This is a genomic window from Streptococcus suis YS161 (assembly GCF_002760245.1).
Classification (GTDB): domain Bacteria; phylum Bacillota; class Bacilli; order Lactobacillales; family Streptococcaceae; genus Streptococcus; species Streptococcus suis_I.
This window is the reverse complement of the sequence record NZ_ASCA01000065.1, coordinates 42,042-56,419: the sequence shown is the minus strand read 5'-3', so window position 1 is coordinate 56,419 and position 14,378 is coordinate 42,042. Positions and strand designations below refer to the sequence as shown.

Below are 14,378 nucleotides of genomic sequence, written 5' to 3'. Positions count from 1 at the left end.
CCCGTTTGGTCATAAACTGCTCAGACGGGAATAGTTCCTTTAATTGTTTAAATGCTTAACTTAATGACATTGGGCTCAAGCCCAGTACCACTTCTCTGATTTCGGCTTCCCACTCCCAAAATAAAAAATACCAGCTACACCACATAGCTGATATTTCAGATAATTATTTTGCTCTTCTAACACAAGCTTCATAGGTCTGTTCCATCAACATTGTAATAGTCATCGGACCAACACCACCTGGAACTGGGGTAATATGACTAGCAACTTCTGCTACCTCATCATACTTGACATCCCCAATCAGTTTGCCATTTTCATCACGGTTCATGCCCACGTCAATCACTACTGCACCTGGCTTAACAAATTCCTTGGTCACAAAATGACCACGACCAATGGCAACAACAAGAATATCGGCCTGACGAGCAAGCTCTGGCAAGTTTTTGGTACGAGAATGCGCAATCGTTACAGTAGCATTGGCATCCAATAGCAGCTGTGCCATCGGTTTACCAACAATATTAGAACGACCAATAACTAAAGCTGACTTCCCTTCCAGCTCAATCTGATATTCCTTGAACATTTCCATAATTCCTGCTGGAGTAGATGGAATCATGACAGGATGACCTGACCAGAATTTCCCCATGTTAGTCGGATGAAAACCATCCACATCCTTATCTGGGTCAATAGCCAACAAGACCTTCTCCTCGCTGATATGGGCTGGTAAGGGCAATTGCACCAAAATACCATGCCATTCATCATCCTGATTATAGCGCTCAATCAAATCCAACAAGTCTGACTCAGAAATCGTATCTGGAACGCGAACAACCTCACTCTTGAATCCAGCAGCTAGAGCTGACCGCTCCTTATTCCGTACATAAACCTGACTAGCAGGATTTTCGCCAACTAAAATAACTACAAGACCTGGTACCAACCCCTTTTCTTCTTTTAATCGAGCAGTTTTCTCCGCCAAGGCAGCCTGCAATTTTACACCTAGTGCTTTCCCATCAATGACTGTCATACCTACACTCCTTTTGTTTTTTCTATTATACCCTAAAATTCTCCGACTGACTATACTTGTCCAAAGTAGAATATAGCATATAGCAAAAAACTCCGAACAATGTCGGAGTCGTACTTATTTGTTGATTTACAGTCATTTGAATTAACTTTGATACATCGTCACTTTCGACTTGCCGTACTTTAGTACAGCCTGCGCCTCAGTTCCTTGTCTGAAAGCTAATTCATTCGACTATATTACAAGACCTTAGACAAGAAATCCTTGGTCCGTTCTTCCTTGGTATGTTCAAAGACTTCTTCAGGCGTTCCATCCTCCACAATGACACCGCCATCCATAAAGATAACCCTGTCAGCTACCTCACGCGCAAATCCCATCTCATGAGTCACGATAACCATGGTCATCCCTGACTTGGCCAAATCCTGCATTACAGCAAGAACTTCACCAACCATTTCAGGGTCTAGTGCAGAGGTCGGTTCATCAAAAAGTAGGACATCTGGGTCCATGGCCAGACCACGTGCAATAGCGATCCGTTGTTGCTGACCACCTGAAAGGCTTTGCGGATAGGCATTTGCCTTATCTGGCAATCCTACCTTTTCAAGTAATTCCTTAGCCTTCTTCTCAGCCTCATCCTTTGCAATTCCCTTTGTCTTAATAGGTGATAAAGTAATATTATCTAATACCGTCATATTTGGAAAAAGATTGAACTGTTGAAAAACCATTCCCATCTTTTCACGCATCTTGAAAATATCATTTGACTTGTCAGTAATATCAACACCTTCAAATGTAACAGTTCCCTTGGTTGGCACTTCTAAGAGGTTCATTGTACGTAAGAAAGTCGATTTCCCTGACCCAGATGGACCGATAATAACAACCACCTGACCTTGTTGAATATCTAAATCAATTCCTTTTAGAACCTCATTCTTTCCGAAGTACTTATGTAAATCCTTGATAGAAATAATCGCATTAGACATGGAACTGCCCTCCCTTGTTCAACTTTTTCTCAAACGACTGAATAATCACTGTTAGCACCGTTGTCATAATTAGATAATAGCTCGCTGCAAATACAAGTGGTGTTAAAGGAATATAAGAAGTGGATTGAACTGTCTGAGCACCGTTCCATAATTCCATCACACCGATGGTTGACAAAAGTGAACTATCCTTAACAATAGTCACAAATTCATTTCCCAAGGCTGGAAGAATATTCTTGATAGCCTGTGGCATGATAACGTAACGCATCGCCTGCTTTGGTCTAATACCAAGCGAATAAGCTGCTTCCAGCTGTCCTTTTGGTACAGCATTAATACCTGCACGAACAGTTTCAGATACATAGGCACCCGAGTTCATCGAAATAACAATGATACCTGGAATCAAGCGCGTCAAATCAACCGTCAAAATTCCTAGCTGAAAAGTTGGTGCTACAAAATGTGTCATCGCAAAAGCAATCATAATCTGGACAATCATCGGTGTCCCACGGAAAATCCAGACATAGATATTGGCAGTCCAAGCTAAAACTTTATACTTACTACGCTGAGCAAAGGCAAGCAACACACCTAAAATACTACCAAAAAATACTGAGAAAAATGCAATAATGAGGGTAACAATTGCCCCATAATTAAAATAAGCCCAATACTCAGGCAAAAAAGAAAAATTCATTCATCTTACTCCAATTCTGTCATTTAGAGTCTATTATACCATTTTTGAATATTTATGCAATACTTTTATTTATAATATTCAATTTACACAAGAAAAAAGCACCCTTAGGTGCCTCTCACTTCTTCTTAGTACAATAGCTCATAGATTTCCATTGCAATCAAGTCGATGCTGTCAAACGCGTACGTTTCACGAGCAGCAACATCACGCAAGGTAAATACTGAACCATTTTCCTCGTCATAGCTATAAGCCACTTCTGCAACAACAATACCATCACGTTCGAAATTACGTTTCAACGTACCGCCGTCATTAGCCATAGCTTCCAGACGATTGATAATTCTCACCAAATGTGATTCCATATTCGTTCTCCTAATCCTTTTTATAGGAATATTTTACCACATATTGCCAAAAAAGTCTTATTTTTTCCCTATTTTCTTCCTATCGCCCTATTTTTCATAGAAAGTTTTTCCAAGCGTAGCAGTTTCTTGATTTTTCTATGAATCTTGTTATAATAAAGCTAGAATTGACCTTTTTTGACTATTTAACAATAGGTCACATTTTTTCACAGAAAGAGGTAGAATTATGCTCTGCAAAAATTGTAATATCAACGACGCAACGATCCATCTCTACACCAACTTAAACGGTAAACAGCAGCAGGTAGACCTCTGTCACAACTGCTACCAAATCATGAAAACAGACCCTAATAATGCCATCCTACGTGGGTTGGGAGATTTAACAAATCCTAACAATATGGATCCCTTTAGTGAATTTTTCAATCACCTAGGTGGCTATCCTGGCAATACCCCTGCTGGAAAAAATCGCGAACAGACTCCTCCCACTCAAGCCGGTGGGCATAATGGACGTGGTGGACAGACCCCTCCTCCGCAACAACCCCAACAACCAAATGGGCTCCTTGAAGAATTTGGTATCAACGTTACCGAAATTGCCCGTCGTGGGGATATTGAGCCAGTAATCGGTCGCGATCAAGAAATTACCCGTGTCATCGAAATTCTCAACCGTCGTACAAAAAACAACCCTGTTCTTATCGGTGAGCCTGGTGTAGGTAAAACAGCGGTTGTTGAAGGCTTGGCTCAAAAAATTGTCGATGGCGATGTCCCACAGAAATTACGAGACAAGGAAGTCATTCGTCTGGATGTTGTCAGCCTCGTACAAGGAACAGGTATCCGTGGACAATTTGAAGAACGCATGCAAAAACTCATGGAAGAAATCCGTAATCGTCGCGAAATCATTCTTTTTATTGACGAGATTCACGAAATTGTCGGTGCTGGCTCTGCAGGCGATGGTAACATGGATGCAGGCAATATCCTCAAACCAGCCCTCGCACGTGGTGAAATGCAGCTAGTCGGTGCAACAACGCTCAGCGAGTACCGTATTATCGAAAAAGATGCCGCCCTAGAACGCCGTATGCAACCTGTAAAAGTTGAAGAACCAAGTGTCGAAGAAACCATTACCATTCTCAAAGGTATCCAAAATAAATACCAGGATTACCATCATGTTAAATACTCTGATGCTGCTATCGAAGCGGCCGCAGTACTGTCCAACCGCTACATTCAAGACCGTTTCCTACCAGACAAGGCTATTGACCTTCTGGATGAAGCTGGTTCAAAAATGAATTTGGCCCTCAACTTTATTGATCCAAAGGAAATTGACCAACGCCTGATTGATGCCGAAAATCGTAAGGCACAAGCTACACGGGATGAGGACTATGAAAAAGCAGCCTATTTCCGTGACCAAATTGCTAAGTACAAGGAGATGCAAAAGGCAACTATCAGCGAGGAAGATATTCCACTCATTACTGAAAAAGAAATTGAGGCCATCGTTGAGCAAAAAACAAATATCCCAGTTGGTGATTTAAAAGAAAAGGAACAGTCCCAGCTTGTGAACCTCGCTAGTGACTTAAAAGCCCATGTTATCGGACAAGATGAGGCAGTTGACAAGATAGCTAAAGCCATCCGCCGTAATCGTGTCGGTCTCGGTGCTCCAAATCGTCCCATTGGATCCTTCCTCTTTGTCGGACCAACAGGTGTCGGTAAAACCGAATTGTCTAAGCAATTAGCTATCGAACTCTTCGGTTCGGCTGACAGCATGATCCGCTTCGATATGTCCGAATACATGGAAAAACACGCTGTCGCTAAACTCGTCGGAGCTCCTCCAGGCTATGTAGGCTATGAGGAGGCTGGACAATTGACAGAAAAAGTCCGTCGTAATCCTTACTCACTCATCCTCCTTGACGAAGTTGAAAAAGCCCACCCAGATGTCATGCACATGTTCCTTCAGGTCTTAGACGATGGGCGTCTGACAGATGGACAAGGTCGGACAGTCAGCTTCAAAGATACCATTATCATCATGACATCAAATGCTGGTACTGGGAAAGTTGAAGCAAGTGTCGGTTTTGGTGCGGCTATGGAAGGGCGGACTCAATCAGTCCTTGGCCAACTTAGCAATTTCTTCACACCTGAATTTATGAACCGATTTGACGGTATTATTGAGTTCCAACCACTGAGCAAGGAAAACCTACTTGAAATCGTCAGCCTCATGCTAGACGATGTAAACAAACGCCTTTCTCACAATGGCATCAGCCTCCATGTAACAGATAAAGTTAAGGAGAAATTAGTGGACCTTGGCTACGATCCAAAGATGGGAGCTCGTCCACTACGCAGAACCATCCAAGATCAGATTGAAGATGCTATCACCGACTTCTACTTAGAACATCCAGCAGAAAAAGACCTACGTGCTGTCATGTCAAGTAAAGGTACAATTCAAATCAAGGCACAAACAAAGACAAAATAAGAAAATAGAGCTGCTCTCTACGAGTAGCCTATTTTACTGTTTTGCTACTCTATTTTTCTAAATTCTTCCCCATCTCCATCCTATAAAAAAACTTTACTTTGTAAAGCCTATCACAAGGAAAAATAATAAAAAAGTGGTATAATGTATACAACTCATTCCAATTATGAAAGAGGATAGAATTGCCTATGGAGAAAATTGCTGTATTTGGAGAAAAGAAGACTGGCGTCAGCTACCAGAGTCGCTTTGGTGTTTACGCAGTTATCCCAGATGAAAAGAAAGAACAGATTATACTCGTTCAAGCACCAAACGGAGCTTGGTTTCTTCCTGGTGGAGAAATCGAAAAGGGAGAAAATCACCTCATTGCTTTGGAGCGTGAATTGATGGAAGAGCTTGGATTTACCGCTGAAATCGGAAAATACTTTGGTCAGGCTGACGAATACTTCTACTCTAGCCACCGCGATACCCATTTCTATAATCCAGCCTACATCTATGAAGTAACTAGCTACCATCAAATAGGACAACCACTAGAAGATTTCAACCATATTGCTTGGTTCCCAGTCAATGAAGCCATCGATAAACTCAAACGTGGTAGTCACAAATGGGGCATTGAACAATGGAAATTGCAAGAAAATTCATTCAATAACTAGTAAAAACACTCTAATCGTGCTATAATGTAGCCAAAGAGATAGAGGAGGTTCCACATGAAAATCATTAACACGACAAATAGTCATCCCAATCTTGTCCAAAGCCAGTTGGCTAATACTGATGCTTTCCTAGTAGAGACTTATTCTGCAGGTAATACAGACGTTATTTTCACACAGGCACCCCGTCATTATGAACTCTTGATTAGTAATAAATACCGTGCAGTACAACAAAATGAAATCGAGCAAATTCGTGATTTCTTCCTTCATCGAAAAATTGATGGACGAACTATTAACAAGGCTGCCATTCAAACGATTCACACAGACCGTTTGATTGAAATGTCTATTCCTATTATCGCAGAAGTGTAAGAAGCCAGATGGCTTCTTTTTTTCTATTTATATCAAAAGTAGCCTAGGAAACGAAGCCGAAGATAGAACTGGAGTTCATCAAGGCTCTTGACAACGGATAATTTTGATTTTCGAAGAGTATTACAAAAAAAGCCTATCGCTAGATAGACTTTAACAAATGTATTGTGATTACTTAAGCTTCAAAACCTTGAGCTACTGCTTCTGGGAAATTTTCTTCCACTACGCTTGCACAGTGGTCACAGATTGTCGCACCATAGCTGCGCTCTGCAACACTAGTATCAATGCGACGGCAACGGTCACACACTTCACCGCTTGCACGCTCTACAGTAAAGGCAACTTCTTCTACCAAAACAGCACTTTCAGGAGCTGCTTCCGTGGTTACTGTCAAGTTTGAAACGATGAGCAACTGAGCAAGGTCTGCATTCAAGCTCTCCAAGAAAGACTTGGTTTCAGCTGAGACATAGGCAGTCAAATGAGCTTCAAGTGACTTACCAATCACTTTTTCATTACGCGCTTCTTCCAAGGCTTTTTGTGCCTGAGTACGGAAGTTCATAAAGTTTTCCCAGTCAGCCAAAAGCTGCGCTTCATTGGCAAAGGTTTCCACCTCTGGCATTTCCGCCAATTGTACGAACTCTTCTGCTTCGTGTTCCAAGTATGACCAGATTTCCTCTGCCGTGTGTGGCAAGATTGGGGTCAAGAGCTTGGTAATTTTCACCAAGATGTCATAGAAAACTGTCTGCATCTGACGACGAGAAAGTGATTTAGCACCATCAATGTAGACGACATCTTTGGCAAAATCGAGGTAGAAGGCTGACAAATCAAGGGTTACAAAGTTTACTACAGATTTATAGATGCCCATGAAATCATAATTGTCGTAGGCTTCACGGATTTGAGCTACCAATTTATTGAATTTCACCAAGAGATACTGGTCAACAGAACGAAGCTCTTCGTATGCCACCGCATCACTTGCAGGATTGAAATCAGAAGTGTTGGCAATCAAGAAGCGAAGGGTATTACGGATTTTACGGTAGGTTTCAGAAACCTGTCCAAGAATATCCATAGACACACGTACGTCGTTTGAAGTATCAACGGATGTCACCCACAGACGCAAGATTTCTGCACCAAATTGTTTCTCAACATCACTTGGTAGAATGGTATTTCCTAGAGATTTAGACATCTTCATACCTTTGCCATCTAAGACAAAACCTTGTGACAAGACAGCTTTATATGGCGCATGACCATTTACAGCAACAGAGGTAATCAAGGATGAGTTAAACCAACCACGGTATTGGTCTGAACCTTCAAGGTAGAGGTCTGCTGGGTAGGCAAGGTTTTCACGGGCGTTCATGACACCATTCCAAGATGAACCAGAGTCAAACCATACGTCCATGATGTCTGTTTCTTTGGTAAATTCGCCATTTGGTGAACCTGGATGAGTGAAACCAGCTGGCAAGAGATCTTTGGCATCAGATTTCCACCAGATGATAGAACCATGCTCTTCAAAAAGGGCAGCAACGTGGTCTGTTACTTCCTTTGTCATGATCGCAGTACCATCTTCAGCATAGAAGATTGGAAGTGGAACACCCCAAGCACGCTGACGTGAGATGACCCAGTCACCACGGTCACGGATCATGTTGTAAAGACGTGTTTTACCCCAAGATGGATTGAAAGTTGTTGCTTCGATTTGGTCTAAGATTTCCTGACGGAATTTAGAAACAGAGGCAAACCACTGTGGTACTGCACGCCAGATGATTGGCTTCTTGGTTCTCCAGTCAAATGGGTAGGAGTGATTGATTACTTCACTAGCAAGGAGCAAGTCGCCTAATTTTTCCTTAACCGTTGGTACAACCTTGTCATAGAATTGCCCTTCAAAATCAGGACCCGCAGCTTCATTCATCAAGCCACGTTCGTTGACAGTTACCGCAACCTCCAAATCATATTTGACACCGACATTGTAGTCATCCTCACCAAAGCCTGGAGCCGTATGGACGATACCAGTACCTGAGTCCGTTGTAACATGCTCACCCAAGATAACCAATTCATCAACTTCTCTATCCCATGGGTGTTCGGTCACGATATATTCAAATTCAGCACCCTTGTGTTTTGAAATCACTTCAAAAGATTCCCAACCGAATTTGGCTGCCAAGCTATCAACCAAGGCTTCTGCCAAGACATACTTACGGTCTGAGCCAGCAGGTTGAACCAAAACATAGTTAATGTCTGCTCCCATGGTCAAACCGCGAGAAGCCGTTACTGTAAATGGAGTGGTTGTCCAGACAACGATGTAGCTATCCGTATCCAAGAGCCCCTTGCCATCTTTGACCTTGTTGGCATAGTAGAGGGAAGTTGAGTCAATGTCATGGTATTCGATTTCAGCTTCTGCAAGGGCAGACTCAGATGACCATGACCAATAAACAGGCTTAGCACCGCGGTAGATATAGCCCTTGTCTGCCATGGCACCAAATACACGGATTTGAGCTGCTTCATAGTCTTTAGACAAAGTGATGTAAGGATTATCAAAATCGCCAGACATTCCTAAACGTTTAAAATCCTCACGTTGCTTGTCAACCTGACTGAGCGCATAGTCACGACACATTTCAAGATATTCAACCAAGTCCATTTCCTTGCGTTTGACACCTTGTTTTGCCAAGACCTGCTCAATCGGAAGACCGTGCGTATCCCAACCAGGTACATACGGTGCTCGGAAGCCTGACATAGACTTAGAGCGAACAATAATATCTTTTGAAATATGATTCAAAGCATGTCCAACGTGGATGTTTCCATTTGCGTATGGAGGGCCATCATGCAAGTGGAAGGCTGGTTTGCCTTCATTGAGTTCTTGGCGACGAGCATACAAATTTGCTTCATCCCAAGCCTTTTGCCATTCTGGTTCACGAGTTGGCAAGCCTGCACGCATAGGAAATGCTGTCTTACCTAAGTTGAGTGTTTCTTTTAGTTTCATCATAACTCCTTTATCTTATAATTAATTCCATTTTCATTTCTTGACCTTCTAAACCAACGGATTGAAAACCAAGCTTTTCTAAAATGTACCTCATTTTATGATTGCCAATGACATAATTTACAGAAACTTTTTGACATGAAGAATCTTCTTTGGCCAAACTCAAAATGTGCCGAATCACTTCTTTACCATATCCGCGATTTTGATACTTCTGATCAATGAGCAAGCGCCAGATATAATAACTGTTTTCCATGGGCTGATAGGACAACAAAAGAAATCCCACTGTTAGCTGTCCAGATTTAACAGCATATGGAAATAGGACTTCACTATCTCGATACAGCCATGCCTGAGCTAATGAATATTCAACTGACGCCACTCGGCGCTGATCTTTAGGTGCCACTTCAAGATCTAGCACCTGATCAAAATTATCTTTGTTTACCAGTTCTAATCGTATCATAAAAAATATAAAAAACTCCCGCCAAATAAGGACGAAAGTTCGTGGTACCACCTTAGTTTAGATAGAGTTTCCCCCTATCCCTCTATGTTCGTAACGTGAACGGGCGTCTTTCCTTACTATTTTCAGGAAAAATCAAACAAAGTGATGATCCATAGAAAGAGATTGTAGGGCTTCCACCATCTCCTACTCGCTATAAATATTTCTACCGACCGTGTCTCTGCTTATGATCTTTATTATTCTTCTGTTGAAATTTCTACAGAATCTCCACTCTCAAAAGCCACTGACTGACGAGTTAATTCTGCAATTTCTTCTGGTGTCAATTGACGTGTATAATCCAAACTTTCTTCTTCAACAGGTAATTCTTCATCCAAAGCCTTATGAAGAACATCACGTAAAGCCTCGTCACTTGTTTGAATGTAACTTGCTGTTGGGCGAAGGATTTCCTCCCATTCAGATGAATTAACCAATGATAATTGGCTTTCTACTGTTGATTTCAAACGCTGATGGAAAATACGTGTCTGGTTTTTTAATTCTTCAGTCTCAATGACAACTTTTTTCGCGTTGTCAGTCGCATTACGAAGAATTGCATTTGCCTTATCTTTAGCTTCATGTAACAATGTTGCCGCATCATAGTCAGCTTGTTTAATAATATTTGCTGCTTGATCTTCGGCCGCAACCTTTACTTTCTCAGCTGTATCTTGAGCTAAAAGAACTGATTTACTCAATGATTCTTTCATCTCATCAAAATAAGCCAAACGTTCCCGCAAATTTTTCAATTCTAACTCTTGGTCATGATTTTTACGAATTAAATCCTCATAATCACGTGTTACAATGTCCAAAAAGTCATCAACTTCATCTGCGTCGTATCCTCTAAATTTTGTAGCAAAGGTTTTATCTTTTAATTCTAATGCTGTAAGTGCCATCTTTCCTCCTAAGTTTTAACAATGTCTAACTTCAATTTTATCTTCCCTTGCTTAGAAAAACCTAAAAATTCATTTATGCGAACTCTACCATATCTCCTAACACTAATTAATTGCCCTATTTCAACTAATTTACTGGTTTGTTCTGTCAGAACATAATCCAACTTCACATGTCCAGCCTCAATCAACTTGTTTGCAGTTGCCCTTGAAAGATTAAATGCGACCGAAATCAATTTATCCAATCTCATACTGGAAACCAACACATCCTTTGAACGCCATTCTTGTCCAATCGGTAGTCGAACAGTCGTCCATTCTTCTTCCTTTCCCTTAACAGGGACACGAGCAACTTTAGTGATAGATTGTAAGGCAATCTGCCCAAATTTCTGATCGATAAAGACAATCAATCGTTCATCATCAATCAAAATATCACCCAAATACTCCCTTTTAATCCCTAGTTGATTGAGAAAAGTTCCAAGAACTTGTGAATGGGATAAGGTGTGAAATTTTCTAGCATAGGACAAATGAAGAGCGGTTAACTCAAAGTCCTTGATGTCCAACTCATAATAAGCCGGGGCAATAATAACCCGCGAATGTTCAGTCGAAACAAAGTCCCGACTAGAAAACGTTTGTAACTGGTAGTAGTTAGCAATTTTGCATACAATTTCATCTTGTCTAGGATGTAAAAACTGAGTTAATCTGTATGAATACGTATCTTCAACTTGCTGACACATATCCATTATTTTCTCTACAAACTCTCTTTCATCCCTAGAAAAATGTTGCAATAAGTTTTTGTCATTTTTCATAACTATGCTAACAGGAGCAATAATTGAACCAAGAAGCGTGTTCCCATATTAAGCGCAATCATGGCTGCCATTACAGTCCAATCCAACCCCATAAATTGCAGATTAAATCGCCTAAAGGGTTTTAAAATCGGTGCTACCAGCCATTGAATCAAACGTCCAATTGAGCTTGTGTATAGGCTAGGAAACCAACTTAGCAAAGCATATGCTAATAAGAGATAGGAATAAATTTCTACAATTTTTAATAGTAAAAAAATCAAAATTTGCATAGCGTTACCGTTTTATATCAAAGTCAAAATTTGAATCAGCCGCACCAGTACTTGTACCAGCATTGCGCAATTCTTCAATATTGACTGTGACATTTACTGGAGTTAACAGCCACATGGTATTTGAGACCTTTTTCAAATTTCCAGATAATACTGAACGAGCACCATCCAAGTAGTCTAGGCAACGTCTAGCTTGTTGCTCCGACATATACTGAAAATCAATGAGAATACTCGCATTATCTAATAAAAGATTTACCATCTCTGGTGCATCTTCATAACGTTTTGGAAACTTAATATCAATTGTAGTTTTGACAATTTCTTTTTCGTTATTATTAGTCATCAATTCTTGCTGCCTTTCATGTAGGCGTTGAAGTTGACTTTCTGAACGTGCTTCCCGACGCGTCTCTACTTTTGGCTGCTGTTCGCGCACAGGTGCAGCTGTAGTACTGGCAACACGCATTTTAGGACGATCATTAGGCATTGAATAGGCATCTGCCTGTTCTTCAACTTCATTGACTTCGTCAACTTCAAAGTAATTAAATAAGTTCTTAAATGTATCTTTTAATGCCATATTTTCCTCCTCTCCATTATTCAAAGAATGCTGAGCCAATTCTCACATATGTAGCTCCGTGAGCAATGGCGCGTTCAAAGTCCCCACTCATTCCCATACTTAACTCTGTAAAGGGCATACGTGGTAAGTTCCTTGTAGCTAGTTCTTCTTGGATTTCCTGCATTTTAGAAAAAATCTCGTCTAATTCATCATCTGTAGCATCAATCGGTGCCATCGTCATCAATCCAACAAGTTCAATGTTCTCCAATAAACTAATTTCAGCAAGTGCCGCATCAATCTCAGATACTGCAAAGCCATGCTTACTCTCCTCACCGGAAACGTTGACTTGGAGGAAACACTTGACTATTTTAGTCGCACGTTTATCTATTTCCTGAGCTAGTTTGACAGAGTCTAGGGCGTGGAAATAATCAACAAATGGAATAATGTCCTTGACCTTTCTTCTCTGTAAAGTCCCTATCAAATGCCAGGTCAATTGTTTGTCTGCTAGGGCATTATACTTTTCTAAGAACTGATCGACTCGATTTTCTCCAATATGGGTAATCCCAGCATTCACAAGCTGATTAGCAATAGAGCTGTCAACATATTTGGTGACAGCTATTACCTTTACTGATTCACTCGGACGACCTGCCTTCTCAGCAGCTTTTGCCACTGCTGAAAAGATAGCATCCTTATTCTTTTGAAAGTTCATTTTAGTTTAGCGATTACGGAAGAATGGTGGTGTATCCAATTCATCCTCATCTTGATCCATTGTAAATTTTTCGACTGAAACAGTGGATGTTGGTTCTGTGTCAGTTGGACGAATCAAGTTTTCACGACGCAAATCCCACTCTCCGAAGGCAGAAGCTTTCGGCGCTTCAGTTTGTTGTGCAGCTCCACGAGTTGGTGCTGATGCTACTGAATGATCAAAGCGTTGAGAAGGGCGTGGTGAAACAGCTTCCGTGCGATGGCGGGCTGGTTTATCAGCAGTATCTTGACGAACACCCGTAGCCACAACAGTCACACGAATCTCATCTTTCATTGTTTCATCAATAGATGTACCCAACCAAATGTTAACACCTTGACCCGCAGCCTGATTAACGATTTCTGAAGCATCTTCTGCTTCTGTCAGAGTCATGTCATAACCACCTGTAACATTGACAATGACATCCTCTGCACCATCAATTGTTGTTTCAAGAAGAGGAGAATAAATCGCTTTACGAGCCGCCTCAATCACTCGGTCCTCACCAGTACCGATACCGATACCCATCAAGGCGTTTCCTTTGTTTTCCATAACTGTCTTCACATCTGCAAAGTCCAAGTTAATCAAACCAGGATTTGTAATCAAGTCTGTAATTCCTTGAACACCTTGACGAAGAACATTATCAGCTTCGCTTAGTGCTTCTAAAAGCGGTGTTTTCTTATCAACAATTTCAAGAAGGTTGTTGTTTGAAATAATTAAGAGTGTATCTACTTGTTCGCGAAGACCTTCAATTCCCTCAATCGCAAAGTTTCCACGTTTATTACCTTCAAAACCAAACGGACGAGTCACAACTGCGACAGTCAACGCACCCAAGTTTTTAGCAATACGTGCAATAACAGGAGCCGCACCAGTCCCTGAGCCACCGCCCATACCAGCAGTGATGAAGACCATATCTGCACCAGTTAATACATTAGTCAATGCTTCTTCGCTTTCCTCAGCAGCTTTACGACCAACCTCAGGTTGACCTCCAGCACCCAAACCACGAGTCAATTTAGGACCTAGTTGGATAACTGTTTCAGCTTTAGAGCTACTTAGCGCTTGTACATCTGTGTTTGCTGCAATGAACTCAACCCCAGCAACACCTTCTTCAATCATACGGTTAATCGCGTTCCCGCCACCACCGCCGACACCAATTACTTTAATGACAGCACCATGATTAGCTGCTGCTTCAAATGAAAATGCCATA

General features: G+C 41.3%; 15 protein-coding genes. 3 read left to right on the top strand and 12 right to left on the bottom strand.

The annotated features are described in order from the left end of the window. Positions 1-163: 163 nt before the first annotated feature. From SST111_RS09040 to SST111_RS09025, 4 genes are all read right to left on the bottom strand, one after another. Entirely contained in the window at positions 164-1,012 is an 849-nt protein-coding gene (locus SST111_RS09040; RefSeq protein ID WP_099810818.1) for a bifunctional methylenetetrahydrofolate dehydrogenase/methenyltetrahydrofolate cyclohydrolase, read from the bottom strand. Positions 1,013-1,245: 233 nt separating this feature from the next. Continuing rightward, positions 1,246-1,980, bottom strand: a complete 735-nt coding sequence (locus tag SST111_RS09035; RefSeq protein WP_002943067.1) for an amino acid ABC transporter ATP-binding protein — start codon at positions 1,978-1,980, stop codon at positions 1,246-1,248. Beyond that, the gene (locus SST111_RS09030) at positions 1,973-2,662 is read right to left on the bottom strand and encodes an amino acid ABC transporter permease (RefSeq protein ID WP_002938702.1); all 690 of its coding nucleotides are present in this window, start codon (positions 2,660-2,662) and stop codon (positions 1,973-1,975) included. Before SST111_RS09030 ends, SST111_RS09035 begins: the two co-directional genes overlap by 8 nt. Positions 2,663-2,787: 125 nt before the next feature. Then, complete coding sequence (locus tag SST111_RS09025; protein ID WP_002938704.1) at positions 2,788-3,018, bottom strand: DUF1797 family protein; 231 nt, start codon at positions 3,016-3,018, stop codon at positions 2,788-2,790. 223 nt (positions 3,019-3,241) lie between these two features. Here SST111_RS09025 and SST111_RS09020 point away from each other — a divergent pair, with 223 nt between their 5' ends. From SST111_RS09020 to SST111_RS09010, 3 genes are all read left to right on the top strand, one after another. Further along, positions 3,242-5,470, top strand: a complete 2,229-nt coding sequence (locus tag SST111_RS09020) for an ATP-dependent Clp protease ATP-binding subunit (RefSeq protein ID WP_099810816.1) — start codon at positions 3,242-3,244, stop codon at positions 5,468-5,470. 185 nt (positions 5,471-5,655) lie between these two features. Further along, on the top strand, positions 5,656-6,117 hold the full coding sequence (locus SST111_RS09015) for an NUDIX hydrolase (protein WP_180274050.1): 462 nt from the start codon (positions 5,656-5,658) through the stop codon (positions 6,115-6,117). Positions 6,118-6,171: 54 nt separating this feature from the next. Further along, the gene (locus tag SST111_RS09010) at positions 6,172-6,480 is read left to right on the top strand and encodes a DUF1827 family protein (protein WP_015646545.1); all 309 of its coding nucleotides are present in this window, start codon (positions 6,172-6,174) and stop codon (positions 6,478-6,480) included. 172 nt (positions 6,481-6,652) lie between these two features. On the opposite strand, the gene ileS is transcribed toward SST111_RS09010, so the two are convergent. From ileS to ftsZ, 8 genes are all read right to left on the bottom strand, one after another. Beyond that, positions 6,653-9,442 (bottom strand): isoleucine--tRNA ligase, encoded by a 2,790-nt coding sequence (gene ileS / locus SST111_RS09005; protein ID WP_099810810.1) that lies wholly within the window; start codon positions 9,440-9,442, stop codon positions 6,653-6,655. A gap of 10 nt (positions 9,443-9,452) precedes the next feature. Next, positions 9,453-9,896 carry a GNAT family N-acetyltransferase gene (locus SST111_RS09000; RefSeq protein WP_024379579.1) on the bottom strand — a complete coding sequence of 148 codons (444 nt, stop codon included), beginning with the start codon at positions 9,894-9,896 and terminating at the stop codon, positions 9,453-9,455. 233 nt (positions 9,897-10,129) lie between these two features. Further along, positions 10,130-10,819 (bottom strand): DivIVA domain-containing protein, encoded by a 690-nt coding sequence (locus SST111_RS08995; protein WP_099810807.1) that lies wholly within the window; start codon positions 10,817-10,819, stop codon positions 10,130-10,132. A gap of 8 nt (positions 10,820-10,827) precedes the next feature. Further along, positions 10,828-11,619: a YlmH family RNA-binding protein gene (locus SST111_RS08990; protein WP_099810805.1), complete on the bottom strand. Its 792-nt coding sequence runs from the start codon at positions 11,617-11,619 to the stop codon at positions 10,828-10,830. Between the two features lie 2 nt (positions 11,620-11,621). Beyond that, entirely contained in the window at positions 11,622-11,885 is a 264-nt protein-coding gene (locus SST111_RS08985; protein ID WP_002943042.1) for a YggT family protein, read from the bottom strand. A 4-nt stretch (positions 11,886-11,889) separates the two neighbouring features. After that, positions 11,890-12,453: a cell division protein SepF gene (locus SST111_RS08980; protein ID WP_099810802.1), complete on the bottom strand. Its 564-nt coding sequence runs from the start codon at positions 12,451-12,453 to the stop codon at positions 11,890-11,892. A gap of 16 nt (positions 12,454-12,469) precedes the next feature. Next, positions 12,470-13,141, bottom strand: a complete 672-nt coding sequence (locus tag SST111_RS08975; RefSeq protein WP_044767296.1) for a YggS family pyridoxal phosphate-dependent enzyme — start codon at positions 13,139-13,141, stop codon at positions 12,470-12,472. Positions 13,142-13,147: 6 nt separating this feature from the next. Then, positions 13,148-14,377, bottom strand: a complete 1,230-nt coding sequence (ftsZ, locus tag SST111_RS08970) for a cell division protein FtsZ (RefSeq protein ID WP_099810799.1) — start codon at positions 14,375-14,377, stop codon at positions 13,148-13,150. Position 14,378 lies beyond the last annotated feature (1 nt).

What these genes read in the sequence shown, in the direction of transcription:
- ileS (WP_099810810.1), bottom strand. Translation starts at nt 9,442, where the DNA reads ATGAAACTAAAAGAAACACTCAACTTAGGTAAGACAGCATTTCCTATG.
- ftsZ (WP_099810799.1), bottom strand. Translation starts at nt 14,377, where the DNA reads ATGGCATTTTCATTTGAAGCAGCAGCTAATCATGGTGCTGTCATTAAA.
- SST111_RS09030 (WP_002938702.1), bottom strand. Translation starts at nt 2,662, where the DNA reads ATGAATTTTTCTTTTTTGCCTGAGTATTGGGCTTATTTTAATTATGGG.
- SST111_RS08995 (WP_099810807.1), bottom strand. Translation starts at nt 10,819, where the DNA reads ATGGCACTTACAGCATTAGAATTAAAAGATAAAACCTTTGCTACAAAA.
- SST111_RS09025 (WP_002938704.1), bottom strand. Translation starts at nt 3,018, where the DNA reads ATGGAATCACATTTGGTGAGAATTATCAATCGTCTGGAAGCTATGGCT.
- SST111_RS09000 (WP_024379579.1), bottom strand. Translation starts at nt 9,896, where the DNA reads ATGATACGATTAGAACTGGTAAACAAAGATAATTTTGATCAGGTGCTA.
- SST111_RS08990 (WP_099810805.1), bottom strand. Translation starts at nt 11,619, where the DNA reads ATGAAAAATGACAAAAACTTATTGCAACATTTTTCTAGGGATGAAAGA.
- SST111_RS09020 (WP_099810816.1), top strand. Translation starts at nt 3,242, where the DNA reads ATGCTCTGCAAAAATTGTAATATCAACGACGCAACGATCCATCTCTAC.
- SST111_RS08975 (WP_044767296.1), bottom strand. Translation starts at nt 13,141, where the DNA reads ATGAACTTTCAAAAGAATAAGGATGCTATCTTTTCAGCAGTGGCAAAA.
- SST111_RS08985 (WP_002943042.1), bottom strand. Translation starts at nt 11,885, where the DNA reads ATGCAAATTTTGATTTTTTTACTATTAAAAATTGTAGAAATTTATTCC.
- SST111_RS09040 (WP_099810818.1), bottom strand. Translation starts at nt 1,012, where the DNA reads ATGACAGTCATTGATGGGAAAGCACTAGGTGTAAAATTGCAGGCTGCC.
- SST111_RS09015 (WP_180274050.1), top strand. Translation starts at nt 5,656, where the DNA reads ATGGAGAAAATTGCTGTATTTGGAGAAAAGAAGACTGGCGTCAGCTAC.
- SST111_RS09010 (WP_015646545.1), top strand. Translation starts at nt 6,172, where the DNA reads ATGAAAATCATTAACACGACAAATAGTCATCCCAATCTTGTCCAAAGC.
- SST111_RS09035 (WP_002943067.1), bottom strand. Translation starts at nt 1,980, where the DNA reads ATGTCTAATGCGATTATTTCTATCAAGGATTTACATAAGTACTTCGGA.
- SST111_RS08980 (WP_099810802.1), bottom strand. Translation starts at nt 12,453, where the DNA reads ATGGCATTAAAAGATACATTTAAGAACTTATTTAATTACTTTGAAGTT.